Consider the following 19,871-nt stretch of genomic DNA (forward strand, 5'->3'; position numbering starts at 1 on the left):
ATCCCTTAGATATTGGTGACCGCCTCGACCTCTTCCAGCGAGGTGAGGCCGGCTTTCACTTTCAACAGTCCCGCCTGCCGCAGGTCGAGCACCCCTTCGCGGCGCGCCTGGTCGGCGATGTCGGCCTCATTGCCGCCCTTGAGGATGATGCGCGTCATGTCGTCGGTGATCGGCATCACCTGGTAGATGCCGACCCGCCCCTTGTAGCCAGTACCGCCGCAGATGTCGCATCCTACGGCCTTGTAGGGCCGCCAGGTGTCGTCGAGCTGCTCATCGGTGAACCCCGCCGCCAGCAGCGTTTCCCGGGGAATGTCGGCAGGCTGCTTGCACGAGCAGAGACGCCGCCCGAGGCGCTGCGCCGTGATCAGGATCACGGAGGAAGCGACGTTGAACGGCGCCACGCCCATGTTGAGGAGGCGCGTGAGCGTGCCGGGGGCATCGTTGGTGTGCAGGGTCGACATCACCATGTGGCCGGTCTGTGCCGCCTTGATGGCGATATCGGCGGTTTCCAGGTCGCGGATTTCGCCGACCATGATCACGTCGGGGTCCTGGCGCAGGAAGGACTTCAGTGCCGCCGAAAAGGTCAGGCCCGCCTTGTCGTTGACGTTGACCTGGTTGATGCCGGGCAACTGGATTTCCGCCGGATCCTCGGCAGTCGAGATGTTGACGTCGGGCTTGTTCAGGAGGTTGAGGCAGGTATAGAGCGACACGGTTTTGCCCGAACCGGTCGGACCGGTTACCAGCACCATCCCGTAAGGACGCTGGATGGCGCTCATCAGCGCCTCCTTCTGCCACGGCTCGTACCCCAGCGCCTCGATCCCGAGTTGGGCACTGGACGGATCGAGAATCCGCATGACGATCTTTTCACCATACAGCGTCGGCAGCGTGCTGACCCGGAAGTCGATCGCCCGGTTCTTCGACAGCACCATCTTCATGCGCCCGTCCTGCGGCACCCGCTTTTCCGAGATGTCCAGCCTCGACAGCACCTTGATGCGCGATGCGATCTTGTCCTTGATCGCCATCGGCGGCTGCGCGACCTCGGAGAGAATGCCGTCGCGGCGGTAGCGAATCCGGTAGAACTTCTCGTAGGGCTCGAAGTGGATGTCGGAGGCGCCGATGTTGATCGCGTCCAGCATGATCTTCTGCAGATAGCGCACCACCGGTGCATCGTCGATCTCGATGCCCGGCGCATCCTGCTGGGCCGCGCTTTCCTCGTCGGCAAAATCGAGTTCAAGGTCTTCCGCGTTCAGCACGGCGAGGGTATTGTCGTTCGCCTCGCCAACCTTCTCGATGAACTTGCCGAGCTTGTCGTCCTCCACGACCACAGGCTCCACCGTCTGGCCGGTCTGGAACTTCACCTCGTCCAGCGCCTGCAGGTGAGTCGGGTCGGAGGTCGCGACGTACAGCTTGTTGCCGCGCTGATACAAGGCCAGCACGCGCCGCTTCTGGACAAGCTTCGGGTCGAGCAGCCCCTGCGGCAGGCTGTCATGATCCATGGCGTTCAGATCGAGATACGGAAAGCCGAACGAGGCCGCCGCGAACTCGGCCACCTGGTCAGCCTTGAAGCGGTGCCCCTTGATCAGTTCGGTCACAAAGGACTCGCCGGACTGGCTCGCCCGTTTCCAGACCCCCTCGGCGTCGTCCTCGGAGAGCCAGCCATGGTTGACCATGGCACGCGCCAGTCCGGTAAGGTTGGTGGTGTTTGTCACAGCTGCCATCGCTTGGTTCCTGACAAGTCCCGCGTCAAATTATCGTTCACGCCGCGCCCGCCGGCAGCGGGTATGGCGAATCACAGGCCTTAACGGCGATTTCTCGCCTAAGTTGAGGGCCCCTCGGAAGCATGCCCCTCCGCGGCCGGCACATAGATCCGCGCCACCTTGACGGCGCGATCCTGGGTTTGCACGATCTCCACCGGCACCTCACCCAGCTTGAGGCTCACCCCGGCCTCCGGAATGTCCTCGAATTGCTCCAGCAGCAGGCCGTTCAGCGTCTTCGGCCCGTCGAGCGGGAGTGCCAGGCCGAGCTTGCGGTTCAGGTGGCGCAACAGGACGCTCCCCTCGACAAGCCAGCTGCCGCCCTCCTCGCGCCGCAGATAGCCGGTATCGGAGGGGGCCTGCGTGGTGAATTCACCCACCATCTCCTCGAGCAGGTCCTCCAGCGTCACCAGCCCCTGCAACTCGCCGTACTCGTCGACCACCAGCGCCAGCCGTCGCCGGCTCGACTGGAAATTGCGCAGCTGGGTGAACAGCGGCGTGCCCGCGGGGACGAAGTAGGGAGCCTCGAGGTTGGCCCTCAGGATGTCGGGGTCAAGCTCCTCTCCGGTCAGGGCATGCAGCACCCGGCGCACATGCAGGACGCCGAGCAGGTTGTCGAAGGACCCCGCCTGCACCACGAGCCGCGTATGGTGGCTGGTGGCGATCTGTTGGCGGACACGCTCGGGCTCGTCCTCGAGATCGATCACCTCGATCTGGTTTCGCGGCGTCATCACGTCATCGACGGTGATGTCCTCGAGCTCCAGCAGGTTCATCAGGATCCGGTGGTGCTCGTGCGGCAGCCGGCCGGACGACTCCAGCACGATGGTGCGCAACTCCTCCAGCCCCAGGCTGTTGCCCTGCCCCGGCTCCGGTTTGCGGATCCGCAGCAGCTTCAGGAGGGCCTGGACGAAGAGATTGACGAACCAGACCACCGGGTATGCCAGCTTCAGCAGTGGCGCGAGCACGAGCGTCGCGGGATAGGCGACACGCTCGGGAAAGGACGCGCCCACCACCTTGGGCGTGACTTCGCTGAACACCAGAATCAGGAAGGTCAGCAACAGCGTCGCCACGAACAGGACGATCTCGCCGTTGCCGAACAGGCGGATCGCCAGCACCGCCGAAAGCGTGGCCGACGCCGAATTGACCAGATTGTTGCCGAGCAGGATGACGCCCAGCAGCTTGTCGGTCTGGGCCAGCAGTGCCTGCGCCCGCATCGCGCCCCGCACCCCGGATTCCGCCGCGTGGCGCAAGCGATAGCGGTTGATCGCCATCATCGCCGTCTCCGCCGCGGAAAAGAAGGCCGAGGTCAGCAACAGAACGGCCAGTGCCGCAAACAGCGTGCCGGTGGAAAAGCTGTCCAATCAGCCCTGCCTCAGCGCCGGAGGATGATTTCGAGCACGAACTGCGTGCCCAGATACGCCAGCAGCAGCAGGGTGAAGCCGGTGATTGTCCAGTAAAGCGCCGTGCGGCCACGCCAGCCGCGGAAATGCCGCCCCAGGAGCAAGCCGCCGAACACCAGCCAGGAGAGCACGCCGAACACGATCTTGTGGGAAAACTGCAGCGGCGTCCCGAACAGTTCCTCGGAAAAGAAGACACCGCTGAACACCGCCAGCGTCAGCAGCGCGAACCCGACACCGATGGTCCGGAACAGCATCGCCTCGAGCGTCAGCAGGGGCGGCGTCCCGCTTTGCAGGAAGGCGCCGCGATGCAACTGCTTCTCGAGCATCGTCATCATCACCGCGTGCAGGGCCGCCACGGCCAGCAGGCCGTATGCGAGGAAGGACACGACCAGATGCGCGCGCAGGACCAGCGCCTGCGAATCGGGAATGGGATGGGTTTCGGTTAGAAAAGCCATTCCGAGCACCGACACGCCCGCCAACCCGCTTACCCATGATTGCAGACGCGCCAGCGGCGCGCCCTGGCTGGCCAGCCAGTACGTGACCGCGGTCAGCCACAGGATCGTCGACAGGGAATTGCCGAAGCCGAGCCGGATATCGCCCTGCCCCAGCACCGAATTGAAGATCAGCGCGCCGTGCGCCAGCAGCGCCAGCGGCGTCAGCAGGCGCACCGAGGCGGACGAGGGTGCGCGCTGCAGCCGCCAGGCGATCCAGCCATAAAGCGCGCTCACACACAAAGTAGCCAGCAATAGCGGGGACATTCGTTAAAATGGAGATTCGGATTCAGCCAGCCTCATTATCCATGCCGCTCCTGACGGCAACAAGGAAGCCATGTTAGAAAATCTGAGCGGACGCCTCGCCGGCGTCGTCAAGACCCTGCGCGGGCAGGCCCGCATCACGGAAGCGAATGTCCAGGACACCTTGCGGCAGGTGCGCCTCGCGCTGCTCGAGGCCGACGTCGCCCTGCCGGTGGTGAAGGACTTCATCGAGGCCGTCAAGACGCGCGCGCTGGGCCAGGAGGTGCTGGCCAGCCTGTCGCCGGGCCAGGCGCTGATCGGCATCGTCCACGAGGAGCTGACGCGCCTGATGGGCGGGACCAACGCGGAACTCGATCTCGCGGCCATCCCGCCCGCCATCATCCTCATGGCCGGCCTGCAGGGCTCCGGCAAGACGACGACCAGCGGCAAGCTCGCGCTGCTGCTGAAGAACCGCAAGAAGAAGGTCCTGCTCTGTTCGGCCGACGTCTACCGTCCCGCGGCGATCGACCAGCTGCGCCAGCTGGGCAAGCAGCTCGACGTCGCCTTCTTCGAGGCCGGCGACGAGCGCGACCCGCTGAAGATCGCCCTGGCCGCGCAGGATCACGCGCGCCGCCAGTTCTACGACGTGCTCGTCGTCGACACGGCCGGCCGGCTGGCCATCGACGAGGTCATGATGAATGAGATCAAGGCCCTGCATGCCGCGATGAAGCCGGTCGAGACCCTGTTCGTGGTCGACGCCATGCAGGGCCAGGACGCCGTCAACGTCGCCCGCGCGTTCAACGAGGCCTTGCCGCTCACCGGCGTGGTGCTCACCAAGCTCGACGGCGACGCCCGCGGCGGCGCGGCGCTGTCGGTGCGCCACGTCACCGGCAAGCCGCTCAAGTTCATCGGCGTCAGCGAGAAGCCGACCGGGCTCGAGCCCTTCCACCCCGAGCGCATGGCGCAGCGCATTCTCGGCATGGGCGACGTGCTGTCGCTGATCGAGCAGGCCCAGGCCTCGGTCGACCTGGCCCAGGCGAAGAAACTCGCGGAGAAGGTCAAGAAGGGCAAGGACTTCGACCTCGAAGACTTCAAGCTGCAGATTCAGCAGATGCGCAAGATGGGCGGACTGTCTGCATTGATGGACAAGCTGCCGGGTGCCGGCCAGATGCCGGTCCCGGCCGGCGCCGACGAGAAGGCGATCAACCGCGTCGAGGGCATCATCAACAGCATGACCCCGCTCGAGCGCCGCAAGCCCGAGATCATCAAGGCAAGCCGCAAGCGTCGCATCGCGGCCGGTGCCGGGGTTCAGGTGCAGGAAGTCAACAAGCTGCTGAACCAGTTCGAGCAGGCGCAGAAGATGATGAAGATGATGGGCAAGGGCGGGCTCGGCAAGATGATGCGCGGCATGAAGGGCATGCTGCCCGGCATGCGCTGAGCCTGCACCGCAGCACGGCGTCGCGTTTGCCCTCCCCGCGCGCGGGGAAACGGTTCGGCGGGAGGGGCTGCCCAACCCACTGGCGGACTTGGGTTTTTCGAGTATAATTCGCGGTTTTCTCCGTTTACCGGTAGGTTGAACCATGGTCGTTATTCGTCTTTCGCGCGGCGGCGCCAAAAACCGTCCTTTCTACAACGTGGTCGTGGCCGATTCGCGCTGCCGTCGTGACGGTCGCTTCATCGAGCGCGTCGGCTTCTACAATCCGGTCGCTCCCGAAGGCGCCGAGGCCGTGCGCCTGGACCAGGAACGCATCGGCTACTGGGTGCAGAACGGCGCGCAACTGTCCGACACCGTCGCGCGCCTGGTCAAGCAGAACAAGCCCGCTGCCGCTGCCTGATTTGGCTGAAGCCGAAGACTGGGTCGGCCACTTGAATTGAATAACGACTGGGTCGTTATGGGGCGCATCGCCGCCCCGTTCGGTGTCAAGGGCTGGGTCAAGGTCCAGCCCTTCAGCGAGGACCCGGGCGCGCTGATGGATTTCGAATCCTGGCGCGTCGGCCGCGGCGAGCAGCAGGCGCACTACACAGTCGACGCCATCCAGGACCACGGCAAGGCCCTGGTCGCCAAACTGGCCGGCATCGACGGCCGCGACGCGGCGTATGCCCTGCGCGGACAGGAAATCTCGGTGGCGAAGAGCGATCTGCCGCCGCCGGAAGAAAACGAGTATTACTGGTCGGACCTGATCGGCCTGAAGGTGGTCAACCGCGAAGGCATCGAACTGGGTACCGTCGACAGCCTGATGGAAAGCGGCGCGAACGACTTGCTGGTGGTCAAAGGCTCGCGCGAGCACCTGATTCCGTTCGTCGCGGCCTTTGTCGGCAAGGTGGACCTGCCAGGCGGAACGATCGAGGTCGACTGGGGCGAAGACTACTGATGCGCTTCGACGCCATCACGCTCTTCCCCGAGATGTTCGATGCCGTACTGGATTACGGCATCACGCGGCGGGCGCTGGATCGCGGGCTGTACCGATTCAGGGCCTGGAATCCGCGCGATTTCACCGACGATCCGCACCGCACGGTGGACGACCGGCCCTACGGCGGCGGCCCCGGGATGCTGATGCTGGCCGAGCCGCTGGACCGCGCGCTGAACGCGGTGCAGCAGGACTTGGCGAGCGAGAATTTGACGCCGTGGGTGGTGCACTTTTCGCCGCGCGGCCGCCCGCTGAAGCAGCGGCGGGTGATGGAGTTGAAGGAAAGGCCTGCGCTGGTGCTGCTGTGCGGGCGCTACGAAGGCATCGACGAGCGCCTGTTGCAGCGCCGGGTCGACGAGGAAATCTCGCTCGGAGACTTCGTATTGTCGGGTGGCGAGCTACCGGCGCTGGCGCTGATGGACGCGATCATCCGGCAGCTGCCGGGCGCGCTGAACGACGCGGAATCGGCAGCGCAGGACTCGTTCAGCCAGGGGCTGCTCGACTGCCCGCACTACACCCGGCCCGAGGTGTGGCAGGGTATGGCGGTGCCGGAAGTGCTGAAAGGCGGCAACCATGCCGCGATCGCCAAGTGGCGACAGGAAGAAAGCCTGCGGCTCACCGCGGCACTGCGACCCGACCTGCTGGAACAGGCGCAGAAGAAGGATTGACCGGCTGGCTTCGGCAAGCCGGAAATGAGCGGCGCAGGGGTTGAATCCCCCTGGGCCAATGTGAAACGGCGTGACGTCCGTCCTGAACGGGGCGCACCTCTCCCGCCAGATGTAAGGAAACATCGTCATGAACATCATCGAGCAACTCGAACAGGAAGAAATCGCCCGTCTGGGCAAGACCGTCCCCGACTTCGCCCCGGGCGACACCGTCATCGTCCAGGTGAAGGTGAAGGAAGGCAACCGCGAGCGTCTGCAGGCCTACGAAGGCGTCGTCATCGCCAAGCGCAATCGCGGCCTCAACTCCGGCTTCACCGTGCGCAAGATCTCCGCCGGCGAAGGCGTCGAGCGCACCTTCCAGACCTACTCGCCGCTGGTCGCCAGCATCGAAGTCAAGCGTCGCGGTGACGTCCGCCGCGCCAAGCTGTACTACCTGCGCGAGCGCTCCGGCAAGTCCGCGCGCATCAAGGAAAAGCTGCCCGCCCGCAAGGGCGCAGCCGCGGCCGCCGAGTAATCGGATTTCCGCGCCAAAACAGAACGCCCGCTGCACGCGGGCGTTTTGTTTTGGCGCATGCGGATTTACACTGCTCCGACACACCGCAGTGAAAAGGCCATCATGTCCGATGCTCTCGACTCGAACGCCGCCGAGTACTGCTTCGGCTGCGTCTACTACCCGCCGAACCTGCCGCGGCATGCCTATGCGGAAGACGACTGGGCCATGCTGCAGGCGCGCAGCTGCTCGTTCGAGTACGCGCCCGGGACCCCGGAGTGCCTCGCCAGCCGCAAGACCAGCTGCAGCCTGGTCGACCTCGAGGCCATGCAAAAGTCGCGCGGCGCAGCACACGACTGAGTCCCTCCCGATGATTACCTACGACGCCGTCCTCGCCGCCCCGCCCTGCCGCCTCGGTGCCGTGTTCACCGGCGACGTGCTGACGCGGCTCGACTTCCTAGCCGTCGACACACTGGCCGCGACGTGCCTCGACAGCCGTGCCCGGCATCTGGCGCGCGAACTCGACGCCTATTGGGAAAACCCCGCCCACACCTTCGACCTGCCGTTCGCCCCGCACGGCACGCCGTTCCAGCTGCGCGTCTGGCACGCGCTGATGCGGATCCCGCCCGGCCGGCCAATGACCTACGGCGCCCTGGCAAAGCAGCTCGGCACCGCAGCGCGTGCGGTCGGCCAAGCCTGCGGTTCGAACCCGCTGCCCATTCTTATCCCCTGCCACCGCGTCCTTGCGGCGAACGGTCTCGGCGGTTTCATGCATGCGGCGTCCGGCGTCCCGCTCGACGTCAAGGCCTGGCTGCTGGCACACGAAGCGCCTCCCGCCGCCAATCCCGCTCCCGCGGGCGGGAGCACGCCCCGAAGGAAATGACGGGGCGAGCGTGATGCCCAAGACGATTGACGCGCTGATCGACCGCTTCTGCGACCACCTGTGGCTCGAAGACGGATTGGCGGAGCTGACGCTCGCCGCCTATCGCCGCGATCTCAAGGCGTTTGCCGCCTGGCTGGAGCGGGAACGCGGCAGCGAGTTGGATGCGGCCGCGCCGGGTGACATCACGGCCTATCTGGCCTGGCGCTTTGCGCAGCGCGCCCAGCCGCGCAGTGCGGCGCGCTACACGTCGACCCTGAAGCGCTTCTTCCGCTACCTGCTGCGCGAGAGGCTGATCACCGCCGACCCGACCGTGAATCTCGACAGCCCCAAGCTGCCGCGCGCATTGCCCAAGTCCCTCACCGAGGGCGACGTCGAGCGCCTGCTCGCCAGCGCCGACGCCGCCACGCCGCTCGGCCTGCGCGACCGTGCGATGCTCGAGACGCTTTACGCCACCGGCTTGCGCGTCTCGGAACTCGTCGGCCTGAAGCTCACCGCGCTGAACCTCAACGACGGCGTGCTGCGCGTGACCGGAAAGGGCAACAAGGACCGCCTGGTGCCGCTGGGCGAGGAGGCGGTGCGCTGGCTGCGGCGCTACCTGACGGACGCCCGGCCGCAACTCCTCGGCCAGCGCCTATCCGAGGTCGCGTTCGTGACGCCGCGCGGAAGCGGCATGACGCGCCAGGCGTTCTGGTATCTCATCAAACGCCGGGCGCTCGCCGCCGGGATCACGCGCACGCTGTCGCCGCATACGCTGCGCCACGCCTTCGCGACCCACCTGCTGAACCACGGCGCGGACCTGCGGGTCGTGCAGATGCTGCTCGGCCACAGCGACATTTCCACCACGCAGATCTATACGCACGTCGCGCGCGAGCGGCTGAAGCAGCTGCACGCGCAGCATCATCCGCGCGGATAGACGTCACACCCGCGTGCTCGGCCTCGCGAGATAAAACCATTCCTGCCCCGCCAGCGCGGCCGGGTTGGGGAAGACGATGTAGCCGTCGCGATCCGCCACGACCGGCGTGCCGTCGTGGCGCGTGCCGATGCACTCGCCGGCCGTCACCCGGTCGAAGCTGGCCCACTCGCGCGCGAAGCGGTCGCCCGGATCCGCACGATCGATCACCTGATACAGGCGCAGCGCCTCGGTACGGCCGACCGGGGCGGGCGCGGGTGCGCCGCTCAGGCCGAGATGCGCCAGTGCGTTGTGGATCGCGCGGTAGGCCACGTCGGGTGCCGCGGGATCGTCGTGCTGACCGCATTCGAGGGTCAATGCGATGCCGCCCTGTGCCCGCATGTATTCGGTCGTGCCGACACCGTAATGCACGTCGGCCTCGCGCGCGGAGGCTCCGCCGGCCAGACGGCGGGCCACGCCGGCGGCGTAGGTGTCGAGCCACCCGTCGACGAATCGGCGCACGCCGAGGCTGAGCGCGAGCGCCGTCTCCTCCGCTGCGCGCGCGAACGGCTCCAGTTGGCCGCTGTTGTCCTCCGGCCCCAGCATCACGAAGGGCTCGCCCGCCGTATGGAACGAGTGCAGGTCGAGCAGCGCATCGTGCCGGGCCAGCAGCGGGCACAGCCAGTTCGCCACATGATCCTCGAACTCGGCCGGCGCGTCGCTCGGCGCGAGGTTGCGGTTCAGGTTGCGGTCGCCCATGCGCTGGTGGCGCGCGTAGGCCAGCGGATTGGCCACCGGGACGAAGGTAACCTCCCCTGCCGCAACGCCGAGCGTCCCCGCTTCGACTTCGGCGATCACGCGGCGGATCGCCTGCGTTCCGCAGGTCTCGTTGCCATGGACCGCCCCCAGCACGATCAGCCGCGCACCGGGCGCTAGGCCCGCGAACGACACGCTCTGGAAATGCAGGGGTCGGTGCTGGCTCATGTATGCAGCGCCTTGACGAGCAGCGACCCGCTGGAGCCGAGCAGCAGCACGCCGACCAGACGCGTCATCTGCGCGTGGGACAGCCCGACGTGCACGCGCCCGCCGAGATAGAGCGCCCCCAGCATGAGCGGAAGCGCGACCAGGTAGGCGACCCACACCTTGGCACTCATCAGCAGCCCCGCCACCAGAAAACTGACGATGCGCGCCAGCCCGTCGCTGAAGAACAGCGCGGAGAACGTCGCGCGCAACGCGCCCTTGTCGTGGATCCGGTGGGTGAGATAGATCACGTACGGCGGCCCGCCGGTCCCGAACAGGGCCCCCACCGTGCCTCCAGTAAGCGCCGCGGGCACCGCCCAGCCGCGCGAGATCGGCTTGTCGCCGCGAATGTTGAAGAGACTGCGCACGGCAAAAATGAGCACGAACACCGCCAGTGCCGCCAGCATGGGCGCGGCGGGCAACCTGACCAAGAGGCTGGTGCCGATCACGACGCCGGCAATGCCGAGCGGAATCAGCACGCCGATCTCGCCCCACTGCACGCGCTTCAGATTGAAGCCCCCCATCACCATCGACGCGGTGAAGTCGAGCAAGAGGATGACCGGCACGACGAACTTGAGCGGCAGCAAGAGCGCCAGCAAGGGGACGGCGATCAGCCCGGAGCCGAAGCCGGTGATGCCGCGGATGAAATACGCGGTCAGCAGAATGGCCGCCGCGCTTGCGACAGGGACGGCGGCGATCTGGTCGACGCTCACGCGCGCGCGCCCCGCTCGATCGTGATCCCCAGTTCCTTGATCCCGGGCACGATGGCGAATTTGGTGACCGACACCTTCACCCAGGGCGCGCCGAACTCGTCGCGCACGATCGCCGCGACGTGCTCGGCGACCGACTCGACCAGCGTGATCGGCTGCGGGGCATTGTGCAGGAAATCCTTCACGCGCTTGGCCACGGCGCCATAGTCGATGGTGTCCGCCACGTCGTCCGTGGCCCCTGCCTTGGAGTCAGGCAGGCCGATCTCGAGGTCGAGCCGCACCGGCTGCGGCACTTTGCGTTCCCACTCGTATATGCCGATAATCAGCTCGAGCCGGAAGTCCCGCAAAAATAGAATATCCATTGCATCCTTGCCCTTGGCGCAAGCCGCCAGCGGGGTCCGCCCAAAACCCGCCATTTTACTGACTTATGACCACCCTGTTGCTGATTGCCGCCGCCTACCTGCTCGGCTCCCTCTCGTTCGCCGTGATCGTCAGCCGTGCCATGGGGTTGCCCGACCCGCGCAGCTTCGGCTCGGGCAACCCCGGCGCGACCAATGTCCTGCGCACGGGGCGCAAGGCGGCGGCCGCGCTGACGCTGCTGGGAGACGCCCTGAAGGGCTGGGTCGCGGTCGTGCTGGCACGCGCGCTGGCCCCCCAGCTTGGCCTGGCCGAAGAGGTCGTGCTCTTGTGCGCGCTGGCGGTCTTCATCGGCCATCTGTTTCCCGTATTCTTCCGCTTCCAGGGAGGCAAGGGCGTCGCCACGGCACTCGGCGTGCTGGTCGGCCTCGATCCCTGGCTCGGCCTGGCCTGTCTCGCCACCTGGCTCGCGATGGCGGGGGTGTTCCGCATCTCCTCGCTCGCCGCGCTCACCGCCGCCGTCCTCGCGCCGCTCTACTCGGGCCTCCTGACCGGCTGGGGCAACCCGACCGTCGCCGTGCTGGTGATCGCGCTGCTGCTGGTCTATCGTCACAAGAGCAATCTCGTCAAGCTGGCGACCGGCCAGGAAGCGCGCATCGGCAAACGGACCTGATCTCCTCTATGGCCCTGTTCGACAAGACCATCGACCACGCGAAGGAAAGCCTTGCCGAGGTATCGCGCGAGGCGATCGACCACGCCGGCGTGCGCCTGGCCGAAGTGGTGAAGACCGGCGTTTCGCAGGCCGGCACCGAACTGAAGGACGTGATCTGGCAGGCAAGCCAGGAAATCGACGCCAAGCTGGACAAGATTTCCGAGGAACTGCACGAACAGCGGCAGTTCACCAAGGACGACGTGCGTGAGCTGGTCGACTATGCGGCGGCGCGACTGGGCACGTTGCTCGACGAGCGGATCGTCCACGCCAAGGCGGAATTTTCGTCGCTGGTGCAGGACAAGGTCGAATATTTCAAGCGCGAGGTCGACGGCTTCTTCATCGAACGGCAGCGCGACCTCGCGCGCGAGCGGCGGCGCCTCTTCATCAACGTCGCCATTGCCGTGCTGGCGTCACTGTCGCTCGGCTTCGTGTCCTGGCTCTACCACCAGTACCTCGGCGGCGGGCTCGACATGTTCGCCGTCTTCCGCATCGTGTTTGCCTCGCTGGCAGGCGGCTACGGCGCCTACCTTGCCGTCAAGCTGCTGCGTCGCTGGCTGTCGATGTCGGAGCACAAGAAGGACACGCTTTTCCTCGTCAGCCGCTACTGGGGCGTGCTGCGCCCGGAAAGCATCTTCGGCACGTTGATCCTGGTGTGCCTGATCGCGGTGCTGGTGGGTTTCCTGCTGTTTCCCGAGCAGATTGCGCAGCTGACCGGCAGCGAAAAATGGCTCGACGCCTTGCGCAAGGCCTACCCGATGTTCGGGCGATAAGCGGGCCGCCTACACCGCCTCGAGCGCGGCAAGATCCCAGCGCGGCCGCACCGCGAAGGTCAGATCCGTCTGCGCATGCAGCATACGCTGCGCGCCCGCATAAGCGATCATCGCGCCGTTGTCGGTGCAGAATTCGAGCCGTGGATAGAAAACCGCCACGCCGGCAGCCCCCGCCTGGCGGGTGAGGCGCTCGCGCAAATGCGCATTGGCCCCCACGCCGCCGGCGACGACCAGCCGCGTTGCACCGCTGTGCGCGCAGGCCGCGAGCGCCTTGGTGACCAGCACCTCCACCGCCGCCGCCTGGAAGGCCGCCGCGATGTCCGCCGCCGCGCCGGGTCCGGCTTTTCGCACGAGCGTCAGCACCGCGGTCTTGAGGCCGGAAAAACTGAAATCGAAATCACCCGAGTTGAGCATCGGCCGCGGCAGGGTAAGGCGCACCGGATCCCCCGTCGCGGCAAGCTTCGACAGCGCGGGCCCGCCCGGGTAGCCCAGTCCCAGGAGCTGGGCCGTCTTGTCGAAGGCCTCGCCCGCGGCGTCGTCGAGCGTTTCGCCCAGCAGGGTGTAGCGCCCGACGCCGGAAACGAGCATCAGCTGGGTATGCCCGCCGGAAACCAGGAGGGCAACGAAAGGGAACGCCGGCGGCACGTCGGAAATCAGCGGCGACAGCAGGTGGCCTTCGAGGTGGTGCACCCCCACCGCCGGGACGTCGAGCGCGTAAGCCAGCGCCCGCGCCATGCCGGCGCCGACCAGCAGGGCGCCGGCCAGGCCGGGCCCCTGCGTATAGGCGATGCCGTCGATGGCCGAGAGGTCACGCCTGCTGGCGGCCAGGACCTGGCGCGTCAGCGGCAGCACCCGCCGGATGTGGTCGCGCGATGCCAGCTCGGGCACCACCCCCCCGTACGCATCGTGCATCGCGATCTGGGAATGCAGGGCATGCCCCAGCAAGCCGTGGTCGGTGTCGTACAAGGCCACACCGGTTTCATCGCAGGAGGATTCGACGCCAAGGACCAGCATAATAGGGGGAAATCAGGCAGGACTGGAAAATTGCGCGGGGGCTTGTTATTATTCTCGTTTTTCCAGTCCTCAGGAAGCCATCTTCAAATGCCCCACGTCAAAGTCAAAGAAAACGAGCCGTTTGATGTCGCCCTCCGCCGTTTCAAGCGCTCCATCGAAAAAGTCGGCCTCTTGACCGAACTGCGCGCCCGCGAGTTCTACGAGAAGCCCACCGCCGAGCGCAAGCGCAAGCTCGCCGCCGCGATCAAGCGCCAGAGCAAGCGCCTGCGCAGCCAGCAACTCCCCCCCAAGCTGTACTGATCCTGCCGCCCGTCACGATCCCGTCCGTCTCTCATGTCGCTCAAGGCCCGCATTAGCGAGGACATGAAGAGCGCCATGCGCGCCAGGGACACGGCGCGCCTCGGCACGATCCGCCTGCTGCTTGCCGCGATCAAGCAGAAGGAAGTCGACGAGCGTGCCGAGCTGGACGATGCCGCGGTCAGCGGCATCGTCGAAAAACTCATCAAGCAGCGCAAGGATTCGATCAGCCAGTTCCAGGCTGCCGGCCGCGACGACCTCGTTGCCGCGGAGCAGGCCGAACTCGCCGTGCTGCAAGCCTACCTGCCCGAGCAGTTCTCCGCCGCCGAAGTCGAGGCGGCCGTTGCCGCGGCGATCGCCGAATCCGGCGCCGCGTCGGCCCGCGACATGGGCAAGGTCATGGGCCTGCTGAAGCCCCGCCTGGCCGGCCGCGCCGACATGGCGCAGGTTTCCGCGCTGATCAAGGCCCGCCTCGCCGGCTGATCCGCCCCTGCCCGGCCGGCCGGCCCGGGTCTATGATGCAGTCATCATGATTCCGCGCGATTTCATCGACACCCTGCTCGTCCGCGTCGACATCGTCGACGTCATCGACCGCCGCGTACCGCTGAAGAAGGCCGGCCAGAACTACCAGGCCTGCTGCCCCTTCCACAGCGAGAAGACCCCCTCCTTCACCGTCAGTCCGACCAAGCAGTTCTATCACTGCTTCGGCTGCGGCGCCCATGGCACCGCGCTCGGCTTTCTGATGGAATACGAGCACATGAGCTTCCCCGACGCGGTGGCGGCACTGGCGCAGGACGTCGGGCTGGCGGTGCCGGAATCCGCGCAGGAGCCCGGGCGCCCCAAGCCGCCGCCGGCGCTGTGGGATGCGCTGGAACAGGCCGCGCAGTTCTACAAGAAGCAGCTCAAGGCGTCGCCGCGCGCGATCGACTATCTCAAGCGGCGCGGGCTGACCGGCGCCATCGCCGCGCGCTACGGCATCGGCTACGCGCCGGACGGCTCCCCGCTCAAGCAGGTGTTCAAGGACTATCAGGGCGACGCCCTGGTCGCGTGCGGCCTGGTCGTCGAGAACGAAGGCCGCCGCTACGACCGTTTCCGCGACCGCATCATGTTCCCGATCCGCAACGTCAAGGGACAGATCATCGGCTTCGGGGGCCGCGTGCTCGACAAGGGCGAGCCGAAGTACCTGAATTCGCCCGAAACGCCGCTGTTCCACAAGGGATCGGAAATCTACGGCCTGTTCGAGGCGCGTGCCGCGATCAAGGATGCCGGCCGCGCCATCGTCGTCGAAGGCTACATGGACGTGGTGGCGCTCGCCCAGCATGGCGTGGAATTCGCCGTGGCCACGCTCGGCACCGCAACGACGCCGATCCATGCACGCACCCTGTTGCGCCACACCGACCGTCTCGTCTACGCGTTCGACGGCGACAACGCCGGCCGCAAGGCGGCCTGGCGCGCACTGGAAAACTCGCTGGAAGCGCTGCAGGACGGCAAGGAGGTGAGCTTCCTGTTTCTGCCGGAAGGCGAAGACCCCGACAGCTACATCCGCACCCACGGGCGGGACGCCTTCCTGCGCCTGCTCGACGCCGAGGCCCTGCCGCTCTCGGCGTTCCTGGTACGGGAGCTCGCACGCGATCGCAAGCTCGACACCCAGGAGGGGCAGGCGGGCCTGATCAAGGAGGCGAAGCCGCTGCTCGACAGGATCGCGGCCCCGTTGCTGGCCCGCCTGATCCAGCGCCAGATCGCGGAGCTTGCCCATCTGCAGCCGGACGAGCTGGGGCGCATGGGCGTTCGTCCGGCGCCGGCAAGGCCCGTGGCGGCTCGACCGCAGCGCAGGCCGGCACCCTCGCGCCTGCGTGGTCTGGCACGTACGCTGCTGATGAACCCCGAGCGCGTTTCGGAGATCGATGCGTGCTGGATCGACGCGCGTGATCCGCTGGGCGGACGCCTGGGGGAGCTGATGTCCTGGCTTGCGAATCTCGGTCCGCGCACGCTGCCCGCACTGGCGGAAGCGGCCCGCGGCAGCTCGCTGGAGGCGCTGGTCGATGAACTGATGACTGATTTGCTCGACAAAGACGAAAGCTGGGACTGGAACGCCGAGTTCGACGGTGCGGTCAGACAGTTGCGCGACGACTGGAGGCGACGACGGCAGCAGGAGCTGGCGGCACGCCCGCTCGGCAGCCTGAGCCCAGGCGAGCGGCAGGAATTGACCGAACTGGCACGGTCCTAGCTTGCCAGATGCGACAAGACAACGCCCCTGTTTGGGGTATAATTGCCGGTTTTTGAACGATTTTTTCCTCCGCCCAAGCGGGGGAAGCCTGAGCGGAGAATAGCCTGTGGCTGTACGTGGAAGAAAACCGGGCGGCAACGCCAAGAAACCCGAGGCGCTGATCCCCCTGAAAGAGCTGACGCCGGTCGAAGCCGAAGCCCGCCGCACCCAGCTGAAGAACCTCATCATTCTCGGCAAGGAGCGGGGCTTCCTGACCTACGCCGAGATCAACGACCACCTGCCCGACGAGGTGCTGGACGCCGACCAGATCGAAGGCGTGATCAGCATGATCAACGACATGGGCATCCAGGTCTACGACGAGGCGCCGGATGCCGAAACCCTGCTGATGCAGGACTCGACCCCCGCCGTCGCCGACGAGGACGTCGTCGCCGAGGCCGAGCAGGCGCTCACCACGGTCGATTCCGAATTCGGCCGCACCACCGACCCGGTACGCATGTACATGCGCGAGATGGGCTCGGTCGACCTGCTCACCCGCGAAGGCGAAATCGAGATCGCCAAGCGCATCGAGGAAGGCCTGCGCCACATGGTGCAGGCCATTTCGTCGTGTCCGCTGACGATTCAGCAGATCCTCGACATGGCAACCCAGGTCGAGAAGGACGAACTGCGCATCGACGAATTGATCGATGGCTTCGTCGAGGTCGAGCCGGAAGCCTCCGCGGAGGAGGAGGAAGCCGAAGCCGCGGAGGAAGAAGCGGAAGAAGAGGACGAGGACGCCAGCGCCGCGGTCGCAGCAGCGAACCTCGCCCAGTTGAAGGCGGAGGCGCTCGCGCAGTTCGACTACATCCGCAAGGCGTACAAGAAGGCCCAGAATGCCCAGTCGAAGTACGGCCTCGGCAGCCCGCAGCACCTGAAGGCGCAGGCCGAGGTCACCGAGCTCCTGATGGCGATCCGCTTCTCGGTGCGTCAGGTCGACAACCTGTGCGACCAGATCCGCAACGCGGTCGAGGAAGTCCGCTCGCACGAGCGCAAGATCATGGACTTCTGCGTGACGCGTTCGGGCATGCCGCGCCCCCACTTCATCAAGGCCTTCCCCGGCAACGAAACCAACCTCGCGTGGCTCGACAAGGAGATCGCCGCCAAGAAGGCCTACTGCTCGACGCTGGCGAAGGTGCAGTACGAGGTCAAGGCGCACCAGGAGGCGCTGATTGCGCTGCAGGACCGTGTCGGCCTGCCGATCAAGAACCTGAAGGACATCAACAAGCAGATGTCCACCGGCGAGGCGAAGGCGCGCCGCGCCAAGCGCGAGATGATCGAGGCCAACCTGCGCCTGGTGATCTCGATCGCCAAGAAGTACACCAACCGCGGCCTGCAGTTCCTCGACCTGATCCAGGAAGGCAACATCGGCCTGATGAAGGCGGTCGACAAGTTCGAATACCGCCGCGGCTACAAGTTCTCGACCTACGCGACCTGGTGGATCCGCCAGGCGATCACCCGCTCGATCGCCGACCAGGCGCGCACCATCCGCATCCCGGTGCACATGATCGAGACGATCAACAAGATGAACCGGATCAGCCGCCAGATCCTGCAGGAAACCGGCATCGAGCCCGATCCCGCGACGCTGGCGATCAAGATGGAAATGCCGGAAGACAAGATCCGAAAGATCATGAAGATCGCCAAGGAGCCGATCTCCATGGAAACGCCGATCGGCGACGACGAGGACTCGCACCTGGGCGATTTCATCGAGGATGCCAGCACGCTCTCGCCCGACGATTCCGCGATCTACGCCAACCTGCGCGACGCCACCCGCGAAGTGCTGGACAGCCTGACCTCGCGCGAGGCCAAGGTGCTGCGCATGCGCTTCGGCATCGAAATGAACACCGACCACACGCTTGAAGAAGTCGGCAAGCAGTTCGACGTGACGCGCGAACGGATTCGCCAGATCGAGGCCAAGGCCCTGCGCAAGCTGCGCCATCCGACCCGCTCCGAGAAGCTGAAGAGCTTCGTCGGCGGCGGCGAGTAACGCACCCCCCGCCCCGCCTCGCGCGGGGCATTTCGCTTTCGGGCCTGTAGCTCAGCTGGTTAGAGCAGGGGACTCATAATCCCTTGGTCCACGGTTCAAGTCCGTGCAGGCCCACCAGTCCCCCCCGACATCAGCGATAATCCCGCCAACAAGACAGGGGGGGAGATCCATGGAAGGGGAAGCCAGGAAACCCGGCGAGCGCCGGCTGCAGATTCTGCAGACGCTCGCCGCGATGCTGCAGGAGCCGCAACCGGAAAAGATCACGACCGCCGCCCTGGCGGCCCGCATCGGCGTCTCGGAGGCGGCGCTCTACCGCCATTTTTCGAGCAAGGCGCAGATGTACGAAGGGCTGATCGAGTTCATCGAACAGACCCTGTTCGGGCTGATCGCGCGCATCATGGCCGACACCCCTTCGCCCACCGCGCAGGTGGAGGCCATCGTCGTCATGCTGCTGAACTTTGCTGCGAAGAATCCCGGCATGACCCGCGTGCTCATCGGCGACGCCCTGGTCCACGAGAACGAACGCCTGCAGAAGCGCATCAACCAGCTGCACGACCGCATCGAGGCACAGATGCGTCAATGCCTGCGGCTGGCGGGGGGAAAGCCGGCGGAACTGAGCGGGCCGTTGGCCAACCTGCTGCAGTGCGCGGTGGTGGGTCGCTGGCACCAGTTTGCCAAGAGCGGCTTTGCCCGCCCGCCGGGAACCGACATCGAACTCCTGCTCGCGCGCCTGCTCGAGGCTCACCCGGCCTGACGCGCCGCGGACCCGCATACCGGGCAGCCCGGATCGCGCGCCACTTTCAGCATGCGCGCCTCGCTGCGCAGGCCATCCCACAGCAGCAGCCGGCCCACGAGCGCCTCGCCTACCGCGGCCAGGCATTTCAGCGCCTCGGCCGCCTGCATCGCCCCGACCACGCCGACCAGCGGCGCGAACACGCCGTTCTCGGCGCAGCGCGCCTCCGCCTCGTGAGCCTCGTCAGGAAACAGGCAGTGATAGCAGGGGCTGTCGGCACGGCGCGAATCGAAGACAGCCAGCTGGCCGGAGAAGCCGATCGCGGCACCCGACACGAGCGGCTTGCCGGCCGCGACGCAAGCCCGGTTGACCGCATGGCGGGTGGCGAAATTGTCCGACGCGTCGACCACCAGGTCGGCCGCCGCCACGGCCTCGCGCAGGGCCGCGCCGGCGAGTGCCTCGCGCAGCGGCTGTACCGTGATTTCCGGATTGATGGCACGCACCGTGCGCGCGAGCGAGTCCGCCTTGTTCTCGCCGATCGCCGCCGTGGCGTGGCCGATCTGCCGCTGCAGGTTGGTCAGGTCGACCGTGTCGCCGTCGGCCAGATGCAGTCGCCCGACCCCGGCCGCCCCCAGGTAGAGCGCGACCGGGCAGCCCAGTCCGCCGGCGCCCACCACCAGCACCGACGCTTCAGCGATGCGCGTCTGGCCGGCAATGCCGACGTCGGGGAGGAGAATGTGCCGGCTGTAGCGCAAGAGCTGCGCGTCGTTCAACTCCATCGGGGAAGC

Annotated in this window: 23 protein-coding genes and 1 tRNA gene; 16 read left to right on the forward strand and 8 right to left on the reverse strand. The window is 66.5% G+C overall.

Going from position 1 to position 19,871, the window contains the following annotated elements:
• Nucleotides 1-5 precede the first annotated feature (5 nt).
• From pilB to VA613_RS12625, 3 genes are all read right to left on the reverse strand, one after another.
• Nucleotides 6-1,718: a type IV-A pilus assembly ATPase PilB gene (gene pilB / locus VA613_RS12615; RefSeq protein ID WP_324779366.1), complete on the reverse strand. Its 1,713-nt coding sequence runs from the start codon at nucleotides 1,716-1,718 to the stop codon at nucleotides 6-8.
• A 98-nt stretch (nucleotides 1,719-1,816) separates the two neighbouring features.
• Nucleotides 1,817-3,115, reverse strand: coding sequence for an HlyC/CorC family transporter (locus tag VA613_RS12620; RefSeq protein WP_324779367.1), 1,299 nt, complete (start codon nucleotides 3,113-3,115; stop codon nucleotides 1,817-1,819).
• An 11-nt stretch (nucleotides 3,116-3,126) separates the two neighbouring features.
• A complete protein-coding gene (locus VA613_RS12625; RefSeq protein WP_324779368.1) occupies nucleotides 3,127-3,882 on the reverse strand; it encodes a cytochrome C assembly family protein in 756 nt (251 codons plus the stop codon).
• Nucleotides 3,883-3,982: 100 nt separating this feature from the next.
• Between VA613_RS12625 and ffh the strand changes: the two genes are divergently transcribed.
• From ffh to xerD, 8 genes are all read left to right on the forward strand, one after another.
• Complete coding sequence (ffh, locus tag VA613_RS12630) at nucleotides 3,983-5,326, forward strand: signal recognition particle protein (protein ID WP_324779369.1); 1,344 nt, start codon at nucleotides 3,983-3,985, stop codon at nucleotides 5,324-5,326.
• A gap of 142 nt (nucleotides 5,327-5,468) precedes the next feature.
• Entirely contained in the window at nucleotides 5,469-5,723 is a 255-nt protein-coding gene (gene rpsP, locus VA613_RS12635; protein ID WP_324779370.1) for a 30S ribosomal protein S16, read from the forward strand.
• A gap of 36 nt (nucleotides 5,724-5,759) precedes the next feature.
• The gene (gene rimM, locus VA613_RS12640; protein WP_324779371.1) at nucleotides 5,760-6,260 is read left to right on the forward strand and encodes a ribosome maturation factor RimM; all 501 of its coding nucleotides are present in this window, start codon (nucleotides 5,760-5,762) and stop codon (nucleotides 6,258-6,260) included.
• Nucleotides 6,260-6,964 carry a tRNA (guanosine(37)-N1)-methyltransferase TrmD gene (gene trmD / locus VA613_RS12645; RefSeq protein ID WP_324779372.1) on the forward strand — a complete coding sequence of 235 codons (705 nt, stop codon included), beginning with the start codon at nucleotides 6,260-6,262 and terminating at the stop codon, nucleotides 6,962-6,964. The genes rimM and trmD overlap by 1 nt, the downstream gene beginning before the upstream one ends.
• Before the next feature lie 127 nt (nucleotides 6,965-7,091).
• Nucleotides 7,092-7,475, forward strand: a complete 384-nt coding sequence (gene rplS, locus VA613_RS12650; protein ID WP_324779373.1) for a 50S ribosomal protein L19 — start codon at nucleotides 7,092-7,094, stop codon at nucleotides 7,473-7,475.
• 102 nt (nucleotides 7,476-7,577) lie between these two features.
• On the forward strand, nucleotides 7,578-7,811 hold the full coding sequence (locus VA613_RS12655) for a hypothetical protein (protein WP_324779374.1): 234 nt from the start codon (nucleotides 7,578-7,580) through the stop codon (nucleotides 7,809-7,811).
• Nucleotides 7,812-7,821: 10 nt separating this feature from the next.
• Complete coding sequence (locus VA613_RS12660; protein ID WP_324779375.1) at nucleotides 7,822-8,334, forward strand: methylated-DNA--[protein]-cysteine S-methyltransferase; 513 nt, start codon at nucleotides 7,822-7,824, stop codon at nucleotides 8,332-8,334.
• 13 nt (nucleotides 8,335-8,347) lie between these two features.
• Nucleotides 8,348-9,247 (forward strand): site-specific tyrosine recombinase XerD, encoded by a 900-nt coding sequence (xerD, locus tag VA613_RS12665; protein ID WP_324779376.1) that lies wholly within the window; start codon nucleotides 8,348-8,350, stop codon nucleotides 9,245-9,247.
• A gap of 3 nt (nucleotides 9,248-9,250) precedes the next feature.
• On the opposite strand, the gene VA613_RS12670 is transcribed toward xerD, so the two are convergent.
• The 3 genes from VA613_RS12670 to VA613_RS12680 are packed head-to-tail and all read right to left on the reverse strand — an operon-like array spanning nucleotide 9,251 to nucleotide 11,315.
• Entirely contained in the window at nucleotides 9,251-10,207 is a 957-nt protein-coding gene (locus VA613_RS12670; protein ID WP_324779377.1) for a succinylglutamate desuccinylase/aspartoacylase family protein, read from the reverse strand.
• Entirely contained in the window at nucleotides 10,204-10,956 is a 753-nt protein-coding gene (locus VA613_RS12675; RefSeq protein WP_324779378.1) for a sulfite exporter TauE/SafE family protein, read from the reverse strand. The genes VA613_RS12670 and VA613_RS12675 overlap by 4 nt, the downstream gene beginning before the upstream one ends.
• Nucleotides 10,953-11,315, reverse strand: a complete 363-nt coding sequence (locus tag VA613_RS12680) for a dihydroneopterin aldolase (protein WP_324779379.1) — start codon at nucleotides 11,313-11,315, stop codon at nucleotides 10,953-10,955. Before VA613_RS12680 ends, VA613_RS12675 begins: the two co-directional genes overlap by 4 nt.
• A gap of 65 nt (nucleotides 11,316-11,380) precedes the next feature.
• Between VA613_RS12680 and plsY the strand changes: the two genes are divergently transcribed.
• Entirely contained in the window at nucleotides 11,381-11,983 is a 603-nt protein-coding gene (plsY, locus tag VA613_RS12685; RefSeq protein WP_324779380.1) for a glycerol-3-phosphate 1-O-acyltransferase PlsY, read from the forward strand.
• Nucleotides 11,984-11,991: 8 nt separating this feature from the next.
• Nucleotides 11,992-12,792 carry a hypothetical protein gene (locus VA613_RS12690; RefSeq protein WP_324779381.1) on the forward strand — a complete coding sequence of 267 codons (801 nt, stop codon included), beginning with the start codon at nucleotides 11,992-11,994 and terminating at the stop codon, nucleotides 12,790-12,792.
• Between the two features lie 9 nt (nucleotides 12,793-12,801).
• On the opposite strand, the gene tsaD is transcribed toward VA613_RS12690, so the two are convergent.
• Nucleotides 12,802-13,806 carry a tRNA (adenosine(37)-N6)-threonylcarbamoyltransferase complex transferase subunit TsaD gene (gene tsaD, locus VA613_RS12695; protein WP_324779382.1) on the reverse strand — a complete coding sequence of 335 codons (1,005 nt, stop codon included), beginning with the start codon at nucleotides 13,804-13,806 and terminating at the stop codon, nucleotides 12,802-12,804.
• A gap of 87 nt (nucleotides 13,807-13,893) precedes the next feature.
• Here tsaD and rpsU point away from each other — a divergent pair, with 87 nt between their 5' ends.
• The 6 genes from rpsU (at nucleotide 13,894) to slmA (ending at nucleotide 19,104) form a co-directional block, all read left to right on the forward strand.
• The gene (gene rpsU / locus VA613_RS12700; RefSeq protein WP_324779383.1) at nucleotides 13,894-14,106 is read left to right on the forward strand and encodes a 30S ribosomal protein S21; all 213 of its coding nucleotides are present in this window, start codon (nucleotides 13,894-13,896) and stop codon (nucleotides 14,104-14,106) included.
• A 33-nt stretch (nucleotides 14,107-14,139) separates the two neighbouring features.
• Complete coding sequence (locus tag VA613_RS12705; RefSeq protein ID WP_324779384.1) at nucleotides 14,140-14,586, forward strand: GatB/YqeY domain-containing protein; 447 nt, start codon at nucleotides 14,140-14,142, stop codon at nucleotides 14,584-14,586.
• 46 nt (nucleotides 14,587-14,632) lie between these two features.
• Nucleotides 14,633-16,330: a DNA primase gene (dnaG, locus tag VA613_RS12710; protein ID WP_324779385.1), complete on the forward strand. Its 1,698-nt coding sequence runs from the start codon at nucleotides 14,633-14,635 to the stop codon at nucleotides 16,328-16,330.
• A gap of 157 nt (nucleotides 16,331-16,487) precedes the next feature.
• Nucleotides 16,488-18,350, forward strand: a complete 1,863-nt coding sequence (gene rpoD, locus VA613_RS12715; RefSeq protein ID WP_324781253.1) for an RNA polymerase sigma factor RpoD — start codon at nucleotides 16,488-16,490, stop codon at nucleotides 18,348-18,350.
• A gap of 40 nt (nucleotides 18,351-18,390) precedes the next feature.
• Nucleotides 18,391-18,467, forward strand: a tRNA-Ile gene (locus tag VA613_RS12720).
• Between the two features lie 52 nt (nucleotides 18,468-18,519).
• Nucleotides 18,520-19,104: a nucleoid occlusion factor SlmA gene (gene slmA / locus VA613_RS12725; RefSeq protein ID WP_324779386.1), complete on the forward strand. Its 585-nt coding sequence runs from the start codon at nucleotides 18,520-18,522 to the stop codon at nucleotides 19,102-19,104.
• Here the strand turns inward: slmA and VA613_RS12730 are convergent.
• A complete protein-coding gene (locus tag VA613_RS12730; protein WP_324779387.1) occupies nucleotides 19,092-19,862 on the reverse strand; it encodes a HesA/MoeB/ThiF family protein in 771 nt (256 codons plus the stop codon). The two genes, slmA and VA613_RS12730, sit on opposite strands and share 13 nt — an antisense overlap.
• Nucleotides 19,863-19,871 lie beyond the last annotated feature (9 nt).

Source organism: Thiobacillus sp. SCUT-2 (genome assembly GCF_035621355.1).
Taxonomy (GTDB): Bacteria; Pseudomonadota; Gammaproteobacteria; order Burkholderiales; family Thiobacillaceae; genus Thiobacillus; species Thiobacillus sedimenti.